The sequence below is a fragment of the Sphingobacterium sp. G1-14 genome, from assembly GCF_002196555.1.
GTDB classification, from domain to species: Bacteria; Bacteroidota; Bacteroidia; order Sphingobacteriales; family Sphingobacteriaceae; genus Sphingobacterium; species Sphingobacterium siyangense.
Genome location: NZ_CP021381.1, coordinates 1004405 through 1024213 on the forward strand (window position 1 = coordinate 1004405; position 19809 = coordinate 1024213).

Annotated in this window: 8 protein-coding genes; all 8 read right to left on the bottom strand. The window is 39.6% G+C overall.

Annotated elements, in window-relative coordinates; genetic code table 11:
• Positions 1-71: 71 nt before the first annotated feature.
• Positions 72-2432: an ABC transporter permease gene (locus CBM24_RS04330; protein ID WP_088160322.1), complete on the bottom strand. Its 2361-nt coding sequence runs from the start codon at positions 2430-2432 to the stop codon at positions 72-74.
• Between the two features lie 100 nt (positions 2433-2532).
• Positions 2533-4923 (bottom strand): ABC transporter permease, encoded by a 2391-nt coding sequence (locus CBM24_RS04335; protein WP_198386034.1) that lies wholly within the window; start codon positions 4921-4923, stop codon positions 2533-2535.
• Positions 4924-5139: 216 nt separating this feature from the next.
• Positions 5140-7503, bottom strand: a complete 2364-nt coding sequence (locus CBM24_RS04340; RefSeq protein ID WP_088160324.1) for an ABC transporter permease — start codon at positions 7501-7503, stop codon at positions 5140-5142.
• 32 nt (positions 7504-7535) lie between these two features.
• Positions 7536-9917, bottom strand: coding sequence for an ABC transporter permease (locus CBM24_RS04345; RefSeq protein WP_088160325.1), 2382 nt, complete (start codon positions 9915-9917; stop codon positions 7536-7538).
• A 69-nt stretch (positions 9918-9986) separates the two neighbouring features.
• Positions 9987-12395, bottom strand: coding sequence for an ABC transporter permease (locus tag CBM24_RS04350; protein WP_088160326.1), 2409 nt, complete (start codon positions 12393-12395; stop codon positions 9987-9989).
• 47 nt (positions 12396-12442) lie between these two features.
• Positions 12443-14914, bottom strand: coding sequence for an ABC transporter permease (locus CBM24_RS04355; RefSeq protein ID WP_088160327.1), 2472 nt, complete (start codon positions 14912-14914; stop codon positions 12443-12445).
• 34 nt (positions 14915-14948) lie between these two features.
• The gene (locus CBM24_RS04360) at positions 14949-17369 is read right to left on the bottom strand and encodes an ABC transporter permease (RefSeq protein WP_088160328.1); all 2421 of its coding nucleotides are present in this window, start codon (positions 17367-17369) and stop codon (positions 14949-14951) included.
• Positions 17370-17431: 62 nt separating this feature from the next.
• Positions 17432-19807, bottom strand: a complete 2376-nt coding sequence (locus CBM24_RS04365; RefSeq protein ID WP_088160329.1) for an ABC transporter permease — start codon at positions 19805-19807, stop codon at positions 17432-17434.
• Between the last annotated feature and the right edge of the window lie 2 nt (positions 19808-19809).

Below are 19809 nucleotides of genomic sequence, written 5' to 3' on the forward strand. Positions count from 1 at the left end.
GCAGTGCTTTGTTCGATTGAAGCGAACCAACTGTCGCTCTATTTTTTGCTTTACGTACTTAATTTTTGCGCTTATTCGTCTCTCAATGTCTTTACGGGATTACTATTGGCAGCTTTTATGGCTTGTGTACTTACTGTAAAGAAAGCTACGAATAAGGCGGAAATTCCTGCTAGTGCAAAAAACCACCATTGTATTTCAATCCGATAAGAAAAGTCCTGTAGCCATTTGTTCATTGCCCACCAAGCTATTGGCGAAGCAATTAGAATGGAAATAATGACAAGCTTAACAAAATCTTTCGATAACATTGCGGTAATTCCAGTTACCGAAGCGCCGAGTACCTTACGAATGCCAATTTCTTTGGTCTTTAATTCAGCAATATAAGAAGCAAGACCAAATAGCCCCAGGCAAGAGATGAAAATAGCCAATCCTGAAAAAATGAATGCGAGTTGAGCTGTCTTTTGCTGATCTTTGAATTTAGCTGCAAATTTCTGATCCACAAACTGGTACTCGAAGGGGTAGGCTGGATTGAACTTTTTAATAATTTCCTCAATTTGCTTTAGGTTCATTTCCATCGCTCTGTTTGGACTGGTGCGTATAACCATATTCAACATCCAATTTTTTGAAGGATAAATCAGTAAGGGGGTTATTGGACTATAAGGTGACCCCGTAATATAATCATTGATTACACCAACGATAGTATAAGTTTTATCGCCCCATTTGAGATAACTTCCTATTGGATTTTCCAGTTTCATTTCTTTGACAGCAGCTTCATTAACTAGTACAGAAGCACTATCTCCCGGTAGCCTGCCATAATCGATGTCTCGACCAGCAATGAGCTTTAATCCAAGAGTTTTAACAAGGTCACTTTCAGTGCGTCCAAGTTCAAAACCCATTTTCTTTGCTTGTTCTGGATTAGCTCCAGGCCATAGGAAACTACCTCCGGAACTGGCTCCATTTTTAGTAATTGACCAGCCCGTACGAGTAACAGCTTCGGCAATGTTGGCAGTGATCAGCTCCGACTTAATAGCCTCATAATTCTTTTCCATACCGCCTTCAATGGGTACTTCGATAAGTTGTGAATTTTCATAGCCTATTTCACGCTGGCTGGCATATTCTATTTGCTTGCGTACGATAATGGTTGCTATAATCAGTATAATAGCAATACCAAATTGAAATACAACCAGTAATTCTCGAAAATTCAGGGAAAACTTGTTTGTCCGTCCAAATATTTTGAGCGATTTTATCGGTTTAAAAGAAGAGAGCACGAAAGCAGGGTATAGCCCTGCCAGTATCCCTGTAAGGAAAATAAAACCAATCAGGGAAAACCAGATCGATGAATCTGAAAATGAAAAGATTAATGCTTTATCTAAAACCTGGTTAAATAGTGGAAGAGTCAGTATTGTAAATACGATAGCACATGTACCTGAAATAAAGGTTAACAATAAAGATTCGGAAAGAAATTGTATGATTAAATGGAAGCGTTGGGCTCCTACAACTTTTCTTACTGCAACTTCTTTGGCTCTTTTCTGGCTGCGGGCTGTACTGAGATTGATAAAATTGATACAGGCGATCAATAATATTAATAAACCTATTCCCGCCACCAATTTAACTTGATCTATTTTTCCGCCAACAGCAATACCCTGCTCAAATTTTGAATACAGATGCATTTTGGACATCGGATAGAGGAACATGGAGCCTTTTATTTCATGGTTTGTTTTCTTGTTGACTATATTATTTAGCTTTTTATTAAAAAGATCAACATCGGTTCCTTCTTTCAGCTTGATATAAGTATAGAAAGTGTTTGAACCCCAGCCAGATGAATAGGTTTCGGCTTTTTCTAAAGGTATCAGATAGGTAAAGTCGAAACTTGTGTTACTGGGGAGATCCTGCATAATTGCCGATACCCTATACAGTTCTTTATTGTCGAGAAGAAGCGTTTTATCTATTGGATCAGTTTTGCCAAATATGTTTTTAGCAAGACTTTCCGTCAGGACGATATCTTTTGTATCTTTTAGAGCCTTCTTGCTATTCCCTTTAAGAAGTTTGAAATCAAATAATTCAATAAATGCTGGATCGACTTCATTTCCCTTGGATTTAATCTTCTTATCGCCAAAAGACATCAGGGCGGTACTGCTCCAATACATCCGCGCAGCGCGTTCAACCTCGGGGTAATCTGCTAGCAGAGCCTGAGATGCCGGTGCCGAAGTGATATCGTTTACGTAGATTTTTTGCTGATCTTCATATTTGTTCCAAAGTTTATATATGCTTTCCTTATTGCTATAAAAATTGTCGAATTGCAATTGATTTTTTATCCATATACCGATGATCAGTACTGCTGCCAATCCGATAGAAAGTCCAATAATATTAATCGCGGAATAGCCCTTGCTTTTCCATAGGTTCCGCCATGCTATTTTGATGTAATTTTTAAGCATATCTGTCGTATTAGGTATCGATAAATAGAAAAAACTTGAATTTTAAAGGTCCAGCTTGTTATTTATCAGGTGTCTTTATTTTTATTAGCTACTAAAACAATTACTCATCTCTTAAACTATCAACCGGGTTTAGAATCGCAGCTTTTATGGTTTGAAAACTAATGGTGATAAATGATACCAATAATGCACTTATCGCCGCCACAATAAATACCCACCAGTCTAGCGTGATGTGGTAAGCAAAATTCTCTACCCATCGGTGCATGGCATACCAGCCTAAGGGTACACTGATCAATACAGCACACAGGACCAGGGCCATAAAGTCAACACTCAATATGTTGACAATCTTGATCGTTGAAGCACCTAATACTTTACGGATACCGATCTCTTTAAAGCGTTGTTGCACGGCATAAGCTGATAATGCAAATAGTCCCATACAGGCGATAGCAATTGTAATGATCGAAAATAACTGCATGACTCGTGTTGTTTGCTGATCTTTGAGATATAACTTGTTATAATCATCATTGAGAAAGTGATATTCAAAACTGTTTTTTGAATCAATATCTTTTATAACAGCTTTGATCTGCGCAAGAACATCTTTTACCGGCGACGTCGGATTGAGTCGAATGAAAATATTGCCGAAATAATCATATTCAGGAAAAAGTACAATTGGTTTGACTTCGTTGTGTAATGATGCAAAGTTAAAACTCGCCACAACTTGTTTGATACTGCCCTTACGTCCGTTCAAATTGATTTTCTTTCCAATAGCCTGTTCAGGAGTAAAACCCATGGCGGATGCCGCAAGTGTATTCACTACAAACCCATATTCTGGTGAAATAGTGTCTTGCGCGCGCAAAATGTCCGCATCTGACAACGGTGTACCTGCGACGGATGGAATATGAAAAACGGATACAAAATCTTTTTCAATCGGAATTGCAGTGACATCCATATCAAAATCATTGGGTTGGCCTTCTACCTCCCTAATACTGTAGCCTCCTTGGATATTGACGGGATTGTCATACGAAGCGGTAACGCCCTGGACACTATTGAGCTGCATTAACTTTTCTTTTAATAGCTGCCTTTCTTTATCTTGCCATCCTCGGCCATCAATGACCAACATATCAGAGCGATCCAATCCTGTGTTTTTAGACTGGATGAAATCCATCTGTCTACTCGCAAATAAGGTGCAGATAATAAAAAATATAGAGATACTGAATTGAAAAGTAACGAGCACCTTGCTTAATGATATACCATATCGTTTTTCAGTTAGTTTTCGCTTAAAAATGGAAATAGGTTTTGAACTAGCAATTGAATAGGCAGGCCAGCCACCCGACAGAAGCGTCAATAAGGCTATGAAAACAAGTAAAATCGTATAAAACCGAGGGTCTGTCCATACGGTTAATTTCATTTCGGTACCCATAAATGAACTGAATACGGGTAACAAAAGTACTGTAGTCAGAAGACTAAAAGCAACCGCTAGAAAAACCATGAGGCTACATTCAAAAAAGAACTGAAAGAATATTGTTTTCTTTGCTGCACCCAGAACTTTCTTGACACCGATTTCTTTCTTGCGTTCAAGCGCATGCGCCAATACCAAATTTGTAAAATTGATGCAGGTTAAAATAATAAGCGCAGCACCTAACGCCAATAAAATATAGATATAAGTAATGTTTCCTGTACCTGCTGCTTTGGAGTGAAGGTGGATATCAGTCAGCTTTTCTAGGATAAATCGAAATTGATAGCCTTGTTTTGATGCTTCGGCGAATTTTGATTTTGTCATTTGGTCCAATTTCTGTTGGATCGAACCGAACTGATCTTTGTTTTTTAGGAGCGCTATGGTTATATCATTTGCAGATGACCAAGCCATTTCTTTGTAGCGTTCTAATCCTTTATTGGAAAGGAGTGCAGAGAAGTTCAACTGTGTATTTGTGGGCAGGTCTGCGATGATACCTGTGATTTTCCAGTTGACTTTGTCAATGGATAGTGTCTGACCGATGGCCGACTGATTGGGGAAATATTTCGCTGCGAGTTTTTTTGTTAAGACAATCTGATTTGGTTCTGCTAAGGCTGATCGTGAATCACCTTCGAGAAAGGTATAACCTAAAGTTTTAAAAACATTTTGGTCAGCATAAAGTAGGCCTTTTTCAGTTATTAGTGCCTCTTTGGATTCTATTTTACCGCCTTTGGAATAGCTGTAGAATCTAGTTGCCTGTTCTACATCCGGAAATTCAGCTTGTAAAGCAGGAGCTAAGCCTGTTGGTGTTACCGCAGAATTTACTTCTTCCGTGCTATTGGGTGCTTTATAGGTGAGGCTAATATAAGCTAGACGGTCTGCATTGGGAAGGAAACGCTCATAACTGGATTCATGATAGATGTACGCTGCCAACAATAGAAAACATGTTATTCCGATGCTGAGGCCAAACATATTTAGAAGAGAAAAACCTTTGTTTTTTCTGATATTCCGCCAAGCAATTTTAAAATAGTTCTTTAACATGGTTATGAGCATTTAGACTGTTAATTAGGCTATAATTCTTGTCACTTAGCTCGCTTTAGTAGAAGACTCCGTTATTCGAAAAATAGCAAAGCCAAGTAGTTCAATTCGTTTGCCATAAATATAATGTATTGATTTTTAAGTTTTTGGTGTGTTTTTATGGCGGTTTTAAATGTTCGGAAACGGACAGTATAGTGTCCGTCCCCGAACAAATTGGTATTATTCGCTTCTTAAGGTTTTTACAGGATTTGCTAATGTTGCTTTAATCGCTTGGTAACTAACGGTTAATAAGGTGATGATTAGCGCGGTTAAGCCTGTGATAGCAAAGACCGTCCATGTAATTGATATGCGGTAGACATAGTCTTCAAGCCATGATTCCATGAGGAGATAGGCTAAAGGAGCTGCGACTAAAAAGCCAATGCCTGTGAGCCAAATGTATTCTGTGGAAAGTAGCCGCCACAAGCCAAGTTCTGATGCACCCAATACTTTACGAATGCCGATTTCTTTTTCTCGTTGCTCCGTAAGAAAGGAAACCAGCGCGTAGAGACCAAGACATGAAATGAGAATGGCCAATCCTGTAAATAGACTGGTTAAGCTCTTGATCATTTCCATCTGTTGAAACTCTTTGGCATATTCCTGATCCGTAAATGTATAATCAAAAATAAGATCAGGGTCTATGCGATTGAACGCTGTGGAAATCGCTTTTAGGTTTTGTTTGAGATCTTGATTTTCATCCAGTTGAAGCGTTATTTTATTCTTTGGTAAAAATTTTAGAAAATAAGCCGTCGGTGTAATGGATTTGAAAGGAGATTCAGATAATGTGTTCTGTATAACACCAATAATGGTATAATTGATTCCTCTTTTAGACAATTGTTTACTGTTAAGGTCTGTAACTCCCATAAATTTGGCCGCCGCTTCATTCAGAATAACAGCCGTTGAATCAGTTTTGAAATCTTTTGAAAAATTGCGTCCTTTTATAAAATTCCACTGTACAGTATTCGCGAAGTTTTCATCTACGGTGAAGATCCCCATGATCGCACCGTCTTTGGAATCATTACCTTGCCAATTAAAGCCACCACCTGTTAAGGATAGGTGGTTCACAAAGTTGGAAGAAAGGGCGGCATCCGTCACAAGGCGCTGACCGATCAGCTCTTTTCGAAGTACATCAAAGTTTTTGACGATAGTTGAATTGGATGAAGTAATGTTTACCAAATTTGAACTTTTATAACCTATTGGACGATCCTTTGTGTAATGCAGTTGCTGAATCACCAGATAGGTGGATATCATCAGGAAAATAGAAATAGCAAATTGCACGATGACCATTGCCTTTCTACTTCTTGATCCGCCTTTTCGGCTGTTTATTTTACCTTTAAGGGCAAGAATAGGATTAAATGCCGATAAAAATAACGCCGGGTACATACCTGCTAAAAGTCCTATAACGCCTATTCCTACTAGGGAGTAGCCATAGAAACGAATATCGGTAAAAGGGATATGCAGTGTCGTATGTGTAATCGTTTTGACCCAAGGCAAAAGCAATGTAGCGAATAGAACGGCTGCCAAAAATGCGCAGGCTACAGCGAGGATTGACTCAACAAGAAAGCCTGCAATAAGCTGTCGGCGATTGACGCCAACAGATTTTAAAACCCCGATTTCTTTTCCTCTTTTTAGGCTTCTCGCCGTACTCAGGTTAATAAAATTGATACTGGCCAATAAAATGATGAATACGCTTATCCAAACAAACATCCATACATATTGAATCTGTCCGCCTACATTCTTTCCATTCTTGAACGAATCATATAAATGCCATTTGGACATCGGATGTAACAGGATCTCAGGATTTATATCCGTCAGTTTTTTATTGATGATATTTGTTAGTTTATTTTCCAAAGCAGGAACAAAGGCATCATTGTCGATCTTGGCGAAAGTGCTGAAATAGCAGCTGGACCAGCTTTCTTCAATACCTTGGTCTTTTGCAAGATAATCGACAAACGGCAATACATAATCTAAGCCATAAAAAGTGTTGTTGTCAGGAATATCTTTATAAACACCTTGAACAGTATACTGTTCTTTGCCATTCAATTGAATTGTTTTCCCGATGATCTCTACCTTATCGAACAGTCGTTTTGCTAAGGATTCTGAAATTATGATGGTCGATGGATTGCTCGGTGTGGTACTATTTCCTTGTACAGATTCGAGAGAAAATAATTCGGCAAATTTTCCCATGGCGTAAAACCCCGGTGCATTAAGCTTCTTATCACCTACCTTAAGATTATTGCTTTCCATATTCGTGATCAGTGCTGCATCTTGCATTTCATTTTTGAAATCAGACGCGATCGTTTTGACCAAAGGAATAGGGGTGGAGCGATCAGTAGATTTCTCATCATTGAAAGTCCCGGTCATCATGACCTGATAAATATGTTGATAATTGCTGTAATGCTTATCAAAAGAAAATTGTTTCAGTACCCATAATGTACTTATCAGGGCAACAGTAAACCCCAATGCTAATCCCAAAATATTTATTGTTGTGTTTAAGGGACTGCGCTTCAAATTTCTCAGCGCTGTTTTTAGGAATAATCGAATCATTTTATGCTGTTGTTTTGGTTCTCAAATATAAACTATTCATCGTGCAAACTTTTTACAGGATTGGCGTATGCCGCTTTGATGGACTGGAAACTCACCGTAAATAATGCAATAGCAATGGTTATCCCCGCCGCATATAGAAATATGGTAAATGGGAGAGTCGTTCTGAAAGCAAAACCATCGAGCCAATTTGTGCTGAAATATACAGCGATTGGTACAGCGATGACATTGGCTAAAATGACTAAGAGTAAAAATTCCTTGTTTAATAATTGTATAATACCGAATACCGTTGCGCCAAGGACCTTTCTGATACCAATTTCTTTGGTCCTAACCTGTGCGGTGTAGGTGCATAGTCCTAAGAGTCCTAAGCAGGAGATGACGATGGCAATCAGGGCAAAAAAATTGAATAAGGAGCCTTGTTTCTGCTCATTCGTATATTGCTTTTGATAGCTTTCGTCCAGGAAGCTGTAATTCATCGGCATATCATCATAATAAATTTTCCAGATCTGTTGCAAGGAGTTTAATGCGGATTTTGTACCAGAAGTTGTTGTTTTAAGGTATAGCTGCCAGCAATCTTTTGGGCTATATTGAAAGACCATAGGCTCAATCTTTTGTCTGGCGCTCGCATAATTAAAGTCTTTTACAACCCCAATAATAGTTCCCGGAACTGTTCGAATGCGTAAACGTACGCCAATCGGATCTTTTAAACCCATTTCCCGCGCTGCCGATTCATTGATAATGAAATGGGTTGAATCTGCTATGGAGCCTGTGAAATTACGACCTTGCGTAAGTTTTATCTTAAAAAAGTCGAGCGCCGATTGATCGGAATATGTCATATTGAACCAAAGATTGGATTTGCTTGGCTTTCCTTCCCAATCGTTGTCCCCAGTTGAAGCACCACCATAAACCATGTCGCGGCCAAGACGGATAACATCATCAATATCCTTATTTTTTAGAAGTTCGGTTTTGACAGCATCAAAATGTTTGGACATTTTTGGCGCCATAGTAACGGAAATAATATGATCCTTTTCGTAGCCTAAATTTTGATGTTTTATAAAATCCAATTGACGGCCAATAACAATTGTTAAGGTGATAAGAATTATAGAAACAGTGAATTGCAGGACAACCAGTATTTTTCGTGCACTGGAATTTTTTATGGTAAATCGGCCCTTCAATACCTTAATTGGATCAAACTTCGATAAAAGCAGGGCAGGGTATACACTAGTAAGTACTAGTGTTCCCAAAAGCATAATCAGTACGCTTATCCATAACGTAGGATTAAAGAGCTGTAGCGAAATCTGCTTCCCTGAGAAATTATTAAATAGGGGGAGACCAATAAATACGAAGGCAAGTGCCAATGTTGATGCAATGACAAATAGTATGGTTGTTTCCAATATAAATTGGAAAAAAAGTTCCTTTCTACCTGCGCCGATAACTTTACGTATCCCCACTTCTTTGGCGCGCGACAACGACCGTGCAGTAGAAAGATTGATATAGTTAATACTTGCTATTACAAGAATCATAATCGCTACACCTATAAAAACTCGAACATTGTCAATTCCTGCATCACCCCCATCCATTTGGTAGAGATGCACCTTTGCGAGTGCTTGTGTAACGTAGGGGACAGGGGCATCCTCAGGTTTGTTCCTTTCGTGTATCGCCTGAAGCTTTTTTGAAACTGTAGCAAGATTTGCATCAGGCCTCAGCAGCAGATAGGTTTCGAATGAAAAATTGGACCAATCTTCATCCATGGAAGATAGAAAGGTCTTATTATCATAGGTCGTTTTATTTTTGATGTAGGCTTGCTCATTAAATCTCGAAATGGGAAGCAGAACCTGAAATTGAAAAGTAGAGTTTTCAGGATAATCAGCAATGACACCTGATACAACACAAAGGTCCTCGATACCTAATGTTACGGTTTTTCCAATTGGATTTTCATCACCGAAATACCGACGTGCCGTGCGCTGGGTGATTACAATGGAATTGTTGTCAGGGAAGGGTTGTTTTGAATTTCCCTGTAGTAGCGGAAAATCGAAAACCGTAAAATAACTGGGGTCTACAAACGCAAAATTCTTTTCGTTAAATCTCTTCTCTTTATGTTTAAGTGCAGCATCTCCAATTTTGAAAATACGTACTGCATCTTGGACTTCAGGAATTTCCTTTTTTGCAAAATTTCCTACGGGAGCAATGATGGATCCAAAGATTCGTTTTGATATCCCCGTTCCCCCTTCTATTCCAATTTTGTAAATGGAGCGCTGATGTTTATGGAATCGGTCAAAGGACAGCTCATCTTGTATCCATAGCAATAGGAATATCCCCACAACCATTCCTGCTGTTAATCCTAAAATATTAATGGCACTGTAGAATTTATTAGAAAAAATACTTCGCCATGCGGTTTTGATGAAGTTCTTTATCATTGTTATGGGGGTTTAAGTTCTTAATACATGTTATGAATACACATAAGCCTATCTCTTTTACTCGCTGATTTACTCATCCCTTAGACTATTGATCGGGTTTGCTTTTGCTGCAAAGACACTTTTGGTTGATAGTACAAGACTTGCAAAGGCAATCAACCCTACGGCTGACAGCCCAAAAATCCAGGGACTTATTGTGGTTCGGTAAACAAAGTCGTTCAGCCAGCTATGCATAAAATAATAAGCAATTGGAAAAGCTACCAGACAGGCTATTGCAACCAGTGATAGCAAATTCCGAAGCAGTAAAAATGTGATCTGGAAAACAGAAGCCCCCAATACTTTGCGAATTCCAATTTCCTTTGTGCGCTGATTTGCCGTAAATATGGCAAGTCCAAATAAGCCTAATCCAGCAATTAGCACAGAGAGTCCTACTGCCCAAGAAAGGAGCTTAGACAGCTGCTTCTCTTGCGTATAGAAGTTCTGGATGACCTCATCTACAAACCGTAGGTCCAATTCATCATCAGGGAACACCGATTTGTAGCTTGATGTTATTTTATCAATGGCGTTTTTCCAGTTTTCAGGATGCGATTGATCCAAGGCAATATGGAGTACATATCCTTCTTTACTGCCTGTATAAAGAACTGGTTTAACCCCTTGTCGCGCTGAAGACAAATCAAAATCCTCCATTACACCAACGATGATGTTCTGTCCATTTTCGAAGGTTTTACCAATGGCATCCTGCGGGTTTTTGATATGCAGTAGTTCAAGTCCTTTTCTATTGATCAACATTTCACTTGTTGAATCCAATAAACGGATATTTCTTCCCGCTAAAAGTGGAATCTGATAAACATCTAAATAGTTTTCATCACCAGAGCGGCTATCAAAAGTCAAGGATTCCTTGTCCGGCGATTGATCGTAAGAGATTGCGGTAGTCATCCAGCCGTTCATCGCGGGTGCAATGTTCCCGAAACTGATTGCCTTAATATCCGTTAGCTTTTTGAGCTCATTTTTAAGGACTACACCTTTTGCCGAATTTTGGAAAGCTCCCGGAATGTAGACATTAACAATAGCGTCCTTTTGAAAACCCATGTCTCGATGGGAGACGTAATTGATTTGCCGGACAACAACCAGTACACAAATTAGAAAAGCCTGAGCTAATACAAATTGGAAAATAGTCAGTGCTTTGCGTATCCATGCGCTTCGGGAAAGATTCGTGTTTTTTCCAAGCTGGTTTTTGAGCGCTAGCACCGGAGCATATCCTGTCAGTACCCAGGCAGGGTAAAATCCGGCTAGTAAGGTTACTAAGACCAATTGTCCAAATAGAAAGAAAACAATAACGGTTTTGTCCAGGCCTTCCATGCTTAGGTTTTTCGGAATAAATCCTTCAAAGACATGTAAGAACAATGGCAATAATAAGACCGCAAGTACTGTTGCGGTCAAAGTTATCAGAAAAGTTTCGATCAAAAACTGTTTGATCAATGTAGTTTTAGAACTACCCAACGTCTTACGAATGCCCACTTCTTTGGCTCTTTCAATAGACTGAGCCGTGGATAGATTGATAAAATTTACGGCCCCCAGGGCTAAGAGGAAGATTGCAAGTAAAATAAGGTTGCGTAGTGCTTCCGGATGGGGGGCGTCATAATTAAATCTTGTATCAAAATGTACATCCGCCAATGCTTGTAATTCAAGCTTATCGTTAATTTTCTCTCCTTCTTTGTATTTATATTTCTTCAGGAGATTCGCGATATTACGCTCTATTAAAAGAGGGTTACTTTGTGCTTTTGTTTTGATGAGCACCTGATGTGAATCCGATATGCTATTCCAAGCTTCCCATGTATACATGTTTTTTAAATTGTTATCCTGAGGGATCGTCGACTCAGCGATGAAGCTTTCAAAATTGAAATCCGAATTATGCTGCGGATTTTCAATTACACCGGCGACCTGAAGTGGGATACTATCTGCATAGATGATGGTTTTGCCAATCACATTTGCAGGCAGTTCTTTTCCATAAAACTTTTCTAATGTTTTCTCTGTAAGGATAATATTTCCGGATGAATTCAAAGCCTTAGCACTTCCAGCCAACCATTTTGAAGGGAAAATATCGAAATATTGACTGTTCGTGAATACCATCTTCTGTTCTTTCGGGAAAGTCTGGAATTTGTCTGTTGCCAGAGAAACTTTCAGCTTTTGGACATGGCTTCGATAAATCGGGGCTACGGCCTCCAAGTTGGGTAACTCTGCTTGCATGGTGCGTACCAACGGTACGTAGACGCCGGCATTTTTGAACTCTCCGTTATTGACAACACGATAGACCTGTTGTTGGTTGGGAACATGTTTGTCAAAACTGTAGTCGTATTGGATCATCAGGAAAATAACCAGCGTCGCGGTAATACCAATCGCAAGACTCGTGATATTGATAAACGTGATCAACTTATGTTTTTTAAAAAAACGATAGGCTGTTTTAAGTGAATTTACAATCATTGTTATTTCGTTTTTTGTTAATCCTCCAATTTGATATACTCGTGTCGCTATTCGTCCCGTAGGCTATTGACAGGATTTTGGATAGCCGCCTTGATCGATTGAAAACTAATGGTCAGTACTGCCGCAAATAGTGCAAGCCCAGCGCCTAAGATAAAAGGTGTTGCCGTAAGGTCGATGCGGTAGTAAAAATCTTCCAGCCATTTGCTACACGTCCACCAGGTCAATGGTGCGGCAATTAGGATGCTGATTAAAATGAGTTGTACGAAGTTCTTTGCTAATAAATGAAAGATACTTGGAATACTCGCACCCAAAACTTTACGGATACCGATCTCTTTGCTGCGTTGGAAAGCCGCAAGGGTAATCAGCCCAAAGAGACCCAAACAACCGATTAAAACAGCAACAATTGTACTCACGTTAATTAATTTGGCCAGATTTTGCTCTTTTTGATAAAGAGAAGCGATCGTTTCATCGTAGAATTTTATTTCTATCGGGAGTTCCGGAAAAAACTGTGTATATACTTTATTGATCGCTTGGATACTGGTTTTCCATTCTTTGCTGTTTCCCGATAGTTTTATATTGAAGGTATAAGCACCGCGACTAAAACTGCGCAAAGCCAAAGGTGTGATCTCTTTATAGAATTCCTGGGCATGGAAGTCTTTAATAACACCGACTATCGGAAACATACTGTCTTCCTGACCGATAGATTTTCCTATGGCATCTTGTGGGGATTTGAAACCAAAAGCTTTTACTGCAGATTCATTGATAATATAGGCATTGACAGTATCTGATTGTGGTAGGTTATTTCCCGCGATTAGCTTCATGTCATATACAGCTATATAATTCGGATCTGCATTTTTAAAGAAAATATCGGATGAAATTTTTTCTTTTAGTGTAGGGTCTTGTCGATGAAACCAAGATGATGAATAATTATTTGATAGGGGCTTGCTACCGATTGACGCTGCCGAAACACCTTTTATTTTTTGGATCTCATGTAGGAGTGTTTGTTTCTTACTTTGATCCAGTTTTTCCTCATAAAATTTGTTGATGAGCTTGGAAGGTAGATCGAAAGTAACAACAGCATCTTTGTCGAATCCCATATCTTTGTTGAGGGTATAGGAGAGTTGCTGGCCGATAATGAGTGCTGAAACCGTAAAGAATTGAGCAATAAAGAATTGGAATACAATCAACGTTTTCCGAAGGTTGATTTGTGTTTTTCCGATTTGAAACTGCTTGCCAGCCCGAAATAAATTGACAGGCTGTACCTTTTTAATTAACCAAGAAGGATATGCCGAGGAAATTAAAGTCGTTACGGTCAGTAAAACTGCGATAAACAGCATTGATGTCGTCGAACTTGTAAAATCCTTTACTTTCTCCGGAATCATTTCCTGAAAATAGAAAAAGGCCAGTTTCGTCAGAAAGACCGAACAAACAAGTGCAATGGCAATGGTTAAAAGCGATTCAAAAATAATTTGGCTAACCAATTTTCCCTGACTACTTCCCAATGTTTTACGGACACCAATATCTTTACTCCGCGCTGGGATTTGTGCCGTACTAAGATTGATATAGTTGATACAGGCCAAAAGCATCAGAAAGGCAGCTACGGCAATTAATCCATATATAACGGTTTTGCTTGTTCTTTCGGCGTACCATTCTTTTATGTGGACTGCAAAATGGGAATCTTTTAGTGGCATGACCACGACCTTACGGTTGTAGTCAAACTTAGGTTTTTTTTCCTGGCTGAATTCCTGCCATTTTTTTTGTCCGATTTTATTGATAGTTGCCTGGATTGGAAGGTCTTTTACACCATCTTTTAATCGGATATAAAGTCTGTCAGTACCATTGGTATTCGTCCAGACATTCAGTGGGTAGACTTCTTCTTTAAGCAAGACGAATTCTGTGCCATTGAACTCCGTGTTGAAGCCAAGGTCATCAATAATACCAGTTACTGTTTTGGGTATACTGTCGTTATAAAAGATGGTTTTGCCGATTAAGCCCTGGGCAGCCTGGTTTGGGAAATAAATGGCTGCCCTTTTTTTTGTCAATACGATGTCGTTGGCAGTTGAAAATGCTTTCTCAGGTGAACCTGCTAACCATTTGTAGCCAACGAGCTTGAAGTAGTCGCTGGTAGTCTCCGTCACATTGCCTTCAGCCTCATCAAAGTCCTCGACAAGTTTTTGATTTTTTTGTCCCTTGTTGATTGTGACAGATTCCATTTGATAATTTCTGAATGCTGGAGCGACCAATTCCACGCCCGGAATTTCTTTTCGGATGGCCTGATAAAATGGCTTGGCCAATCCCCCATTGTAATTATCCTTGCCATCATTTTTAAACTGAGAAATGATCCGATAGGTTCGATCAAGCTGAGGAACTCCAGCTTCAAAACTATACTCATAATTGACAATCTTAAATATGACCCAACATGACGTAATACCGATGGCTAGTCCAATAATATTTAATAGGGAGAATAGTTTATTCTTCCAAAGTTGTCGAATTGCCGATTTTAATAGGAGGTTGTTCATAGCTGGAATATCGTGATGGGATTAAATTATATTGTTATTCGTCTCTTAAACTATCTACAGGATTTGCCTTGGCAGCCTTGAGTGTTTGAAAACTCACCGTTACTAATGCGATAATGATTGTAGCAAAACCAGCAAAGACAAACATCCACCATTGTGGTTCAATGTGATACGCAAAGTTATCAAGCCATTTTCTCATCGCCATCCAAGATAGCGGTGTCGCGATGAGGAGAGCTACAGCCAATAACTTGATGAAGTCGGAAGAGAGTAGGAGGATTAAATTATAGATGGATGCACCGAGAACTTTCCGTACGCCGATTTCTTTGGTACGCTGTTGGGCTGTATATGTAACAAGTCCCAATAAACCTAAACAGGCAATAAAAAGTGCCAGTCCGGAGAAGGCTGTGAAAAGTCTTCTAAAATTAAAATCCGCTTCATATTGACGATTGAAATTGTCGTCAAGAAAGCTATATAAAAATGGACGGTTTGGTACAAGTTCATTCCACAGCTTGCCGATTCTGGCAACGGTCTCAGGCTGGTTTACATGTTGGATATTTAAGGTTAAATAGCGGCTGCTGCTTGGTTCAAGTCGCAAAGCTAAAGGCTCAATCTTACGGTGTAAAGAAAGGTAATTGAAATCTTTCACTACACCGATAACCGTTCCTTCTCTTCCCCATTGACGAAATTGCTTGCCAATAATATCTTGTGGATTTGAATAGCCCCATTGTTTTGCAGCAGATTCATTGATAACAAGTGAATGGGCCGTATCCGCTGGGAAATCCCTGGAATAGGCACGCCCAGCGGCCATTTGCAGACCAATATTAGGAATAAAGTCAACATCGACTTCATATAAGAAAGGAGCAAATTGACTCATCGTTCCGTTTGCTGACATGATTTCTGTTCCTGCATTTGGAAAAAATGTTCCCGGTACCGTACGTGATGCCGTGACAGACAATACATCTTTATCTTTTGCTAGTGTAGATTTTATCGCTTCCAGGTTATTGTTTACCTTATCATCGAAATTATAATCTATCACAAGCCGTTGATCTTTTTGAAATCCAAGATCTCGGTGCTGTAATTGATCTAGTTGAGAAAAGACGACGACTGTACCTGCAATGAGCGCAATAGAAAGGCAAAATTGGAAAACAACTAATACGCGACGTAATAATGTACCCCCTTTGCTGTTGCTATAACTTCCTTTAAGTACTGCAATCGGTTTGAAATTTGCTAGAATCAACGCGGGATAGCTGGCAGCAAGAAGTCCCGTAAAAATGGTGGTGAATAGGAATATTGCCCAGGTCGTCCCATTTTTCAGGGACGAATAATTGAGGTGTTTGCCCGAGAATGCTTCCAAAAAGGGGAGAAAGGCCATAACGAGCAGTATCGCCAAAATACTACTGACGAATACAAGAACCAATGATTCAGACATAAACTGAAAGATCAGATTGCTTTTGCTTGCTCCTATGGTTTTTCGTACGCCGACTTCCTTTGCTCTTTCCATTGACCTTGATGTAGCCAGATTCATAAAGTTCACACAGGCGATCAGTAAGATGAATCCGCCAATAATGCTGAATATGTATAAATTCTGATAGCTTCCATTGGTACCGGGTTGACGATCCGCAGACGAGTGCATGTAAGCTTGCAGAAGTGGCTCGATATGGAAATTGTATTTTGCATTTGGGTTTTCATTTGTTGGGAGTTGCCGCTTGAGAAACTTCGGTATTTTCTGGTCGAACTTTACAGGATCAAAGTCTTTTGAAGCGAGAAAGTACGTGTAGAAGTCTACATAATCCCAGCCTTCTTTATTAAATACGTCCGGCCGTGCTTTTCGGAATGTACTCATCGAGAGCAATGCATCGAACGTAAAGTGTGAATTAGGGGGGACATCGGCCATTACTGCCGTTACAGTATATAGACCTGCATCGGCACGACCAGCAGCTAAACCTCCCTCAAGCGTCTTGCCAATGGGATTTTGATCTCCGAAATATTTCTTAGCGGTACTTTCTGTTAATACGACAGAATAGGCATTCTTTAAGGCTGTATGCGGGTCGCCGGCTAAAACCTTCCAACTAAAGACATCAAATGCAGTAGAGTCCATGAAAAATACATTTTCCTCCTGGAATCTTTTATCGCCTTGTTTGAGCAGGATAGACGTTTGCCCTGAAAATTGAACGACCTTTTCGATTTCAGGAAAATCGGCTTTGATGGCTTCACCGATTGGACCATTGCCCCAGATTTGATGCTGTTCTGTGCTGCTTACATCTTTATAGTCATGGACGATGCGGTAAATTCGATCTTTATTCACATGATATTTGTCGTATGACAATTCATTTTGCACATAAATTGCTATCAATAGGCAACAGGCTAATCCTATTGCCAAGCCAATTATGTTTATGGTTGAATACCCTTTATTTTTGGAGATATTGCGCCAGGCTATTTTTATATAGTTCTTGATCATCGCTTTATTCTTTAGTTTTAGTGTATCAATATGTTTAATCCACTTTTACTGTATTTTTCTTATTATTCGTCTCTTAAACTATCTACGGGATTGGATAAAGCTGCCCGAACAGCCTGATAGCTGACGGTGAAAATGGCGATCAGCAAGGCCAAGATACCACCGAAGACAAATGTTTGCACCTCTAGATCTGTTTTATAGGCAAAATTGCTTAACCATTGTTTCATCAGGTAAACTGCAATAGGGCAGGCAATCAGAATGGAAATGGAGACGAGTATCACGAAATTTTTCCCCAATAGACGGACGACTCCAAAGGTGCTAGCGCCAAGAACTTTACGGATACCGATTTCCTTTACACGCATTTGCGCTTCGTGAGTTGCCAACGCAAACAGACCTAAAGCAGATATAAAAATGGCGATGCCAGCGAAAATATTGAACAACAAACCTGTGCGCTGCTCGGATTTATATAGACTATCAAATTGCTGATCAATGAAAGTATATTTGAAAGGGGCGTCTGATGGATAGCGGTTATAGATCTTTTCTAAAACTTTAATGGCCTCAGGGGCTTTTGTCGTACTCGTTTTAACATAAAGTGTGCCCGATCCCCAGCGCGTCCAGAAGACCATTGGGCCTATTTTATCTTTGATGGATTTGAAGTGGAAGTCTTTCACAACACCGATAATTTGTCCAGGGAAATCGTGGAAACTCATATTGGATCCCACGTACGGCGGTTTTAATCCCATCTGTTTCGCCAAAGTCTCGTTGATGATATAGCCGGACGAATCAACCGGCATTCCGCTAAAGTTTTTTCCTTCGAGGAATTGCATGTTCATCAAAGGAATAAAATCCTTATCGATGGTCGCTTGAGCAACAATGAGTTTGTTGTCTTTGGACTTGCCGGGCCAATCGATATCGCCCGTGGCATTTCCAAAATCGGTCATGTTGTATAAACTTGATAGGGAAACCCCTTGTATCGCCTCATTGCTTTTTAGTTCAGCACGTATCGCGTCCATATGTTTGTAAGCCTCCTCAGGAAGACCAAGTGTTAATACATGATCTCTATCATACCCCAAATTGATCTTTTGGATAAAGTCCAATTGCTTTTTAATAATCAGCGTACATACAATTAGCGTTACGGAGAGTGTAAACTGGAAAACCACCAATATTTTACGCATGGTATTCGAGGAAACACCTTTTATTGATTTTCCTTTTAACGAATGAATGGGATTGAACGAGGAAAGCTGTATCGCAGGATATATACTGGACAGTCCCAATGTGCCTATAATTGCTGCCCCAATATACAGCCATATCGTCGTGTTATGGAAATTTAGACTGATTGATTTTTGTGCGATCTGATTATATCCGGTATGAAGGATCACGATAAGGATGAAAGCGATCAGTAGTGAACAAAGAAATACAACAACAGTTTCGGTGATAAATTGTAGGAATAAATGGAGACGGTTGGCGCCGATTATTTTACGGATACCAACATCTTTCGCCCGATCCAATGCTCTTGCAGTACTTAGATTGACATAATTTACCGCACCGATCACTAGGAGCAATATCGCAATGATCCCAAAAATCTGAACCATGCGAAGTGTCGATTTATTTCCGTCAGGAGCGATTAAATGCATGGTTTTGAGTGGATCTAAAACAAATATAGTCGAGTTTTCACCGTCGCGGGCTTTGGTATAAGTGTCTGTGACCGATTTTCCGATAAGTGCTGCAGAAGCATGAGGTTTGACTTTAATATACGTTGAAAAACTATAGTTGCCCATATCTTCATCTATTGTTTTCCATTTACCGTTGCCGCCCCAGTTTGTAAACCGCTGTGCATGATACCCCAGTGGGATAACGACATCGAATTGCATGGAGGAGTTTTGTGGAACATCGTTTAGGATACCTGCTACGGTGAAGAGATCTTTCTGATAACGGAAAGTTTTTCCAATGGCTTTTTGCGTACTAAAAAGTTTTTCAGCAGTTGATGGGGTGATAAGTGCCTGTTTATAATTTTCCTGAAAACCTGCAAGCGAGCCCTCTTTCAAGGGGAAATGAAACATCTTGAAAAAATTACCATCTACATAATAGATGTTCATATCAGTTACCGGACGTTTCAGTTTGTCATTGACCAACGTGGTATTGTAATCCTGTGAAACACGCGTTGCGTAATCTACCTCCGGTACATTTTGTGCATAGTTTCCTATAGGCCCGGGAGATGTCCCCCATATCGAACCGTTGTGCTCGGGATCCAAATGAGAATTGACTTTGTAAATCTGTTCAAAATCTGGGTGGAATTTATCAAAGCTCTTTTCGTCCTGTACCCAGAAAATAATTAATATGGAGGCAGTAAGGCTGACCGACAGACCTAATATATTGATCGCGGTATAGAATTTCCGTTTCCTTAATTCTCTAATTGCGGTTATTAAATAGTTCTTTATCATGG

What these genes read in the sequence shown, in the direction of transcription:
- CBM24_RS04350 (WP_088160326.1), bottom strand. Translation starts at nt 12,395, where the DNA reads ATGATTGTAAATTCACTTAAAACAGCCTATCGTTTTTTTAAAAAACAT.
- CBM24_RS04330 (WP_088160322.1), bottom strand. Translation starts at nt 2,432, where the DNA reads ATGCTTAAAAATTACATCAAAATAGCATGGCGGAACCTATGGAAAAGC.
- CBM24_RS04365 (WP_088160329.1), bottom strand. Translation starts at nt 19,807, where the DNA reads ATGATAAAGAACTATTTAATAACCGCAATTAGAGAATTAAGGAAACGG.
- CBM24_RS04335 (WP_198386034.1), bottom strand. Translation starts at nt 4,923, where the DNA reads ATGTTAAAGAACTATTTTAAAATTGCTTGGCGGAATATCAGAAAAAAC.
- CBM24_RS04345 (WP_088160325.1), bottom strand. Translation starts at nt 9,917, where the DNA reads ATGATAAAGAACTTCATCAAAACCGCATGGCGAAGTATTTTTTCTAAT.
- CBM24_RS04360 (WP_088160328.1), bottom strand. Translation starts at nt 17,369, where the DNA reads ATGATCAAGAACTATATAAAAATAGCCTGGCGCAATATCTCCAAAAAT.
- CBM24_RS04340 (WP_088160324.1), bottom strand. Translation starts at nt 7,503, where the DNA reads ATGATTCGATTATTCCTAAAAACAGCGCTGAGAAATTTGAAGCGCAGT.
- CBM24_RS04355 (WP_088160327.1), bottom strand. Translation starts at nt 14,914, where the DNA reads ATGAACAACCTCCTATTAAAATCGGCAATTCGACAACTTTGGAAGAAT.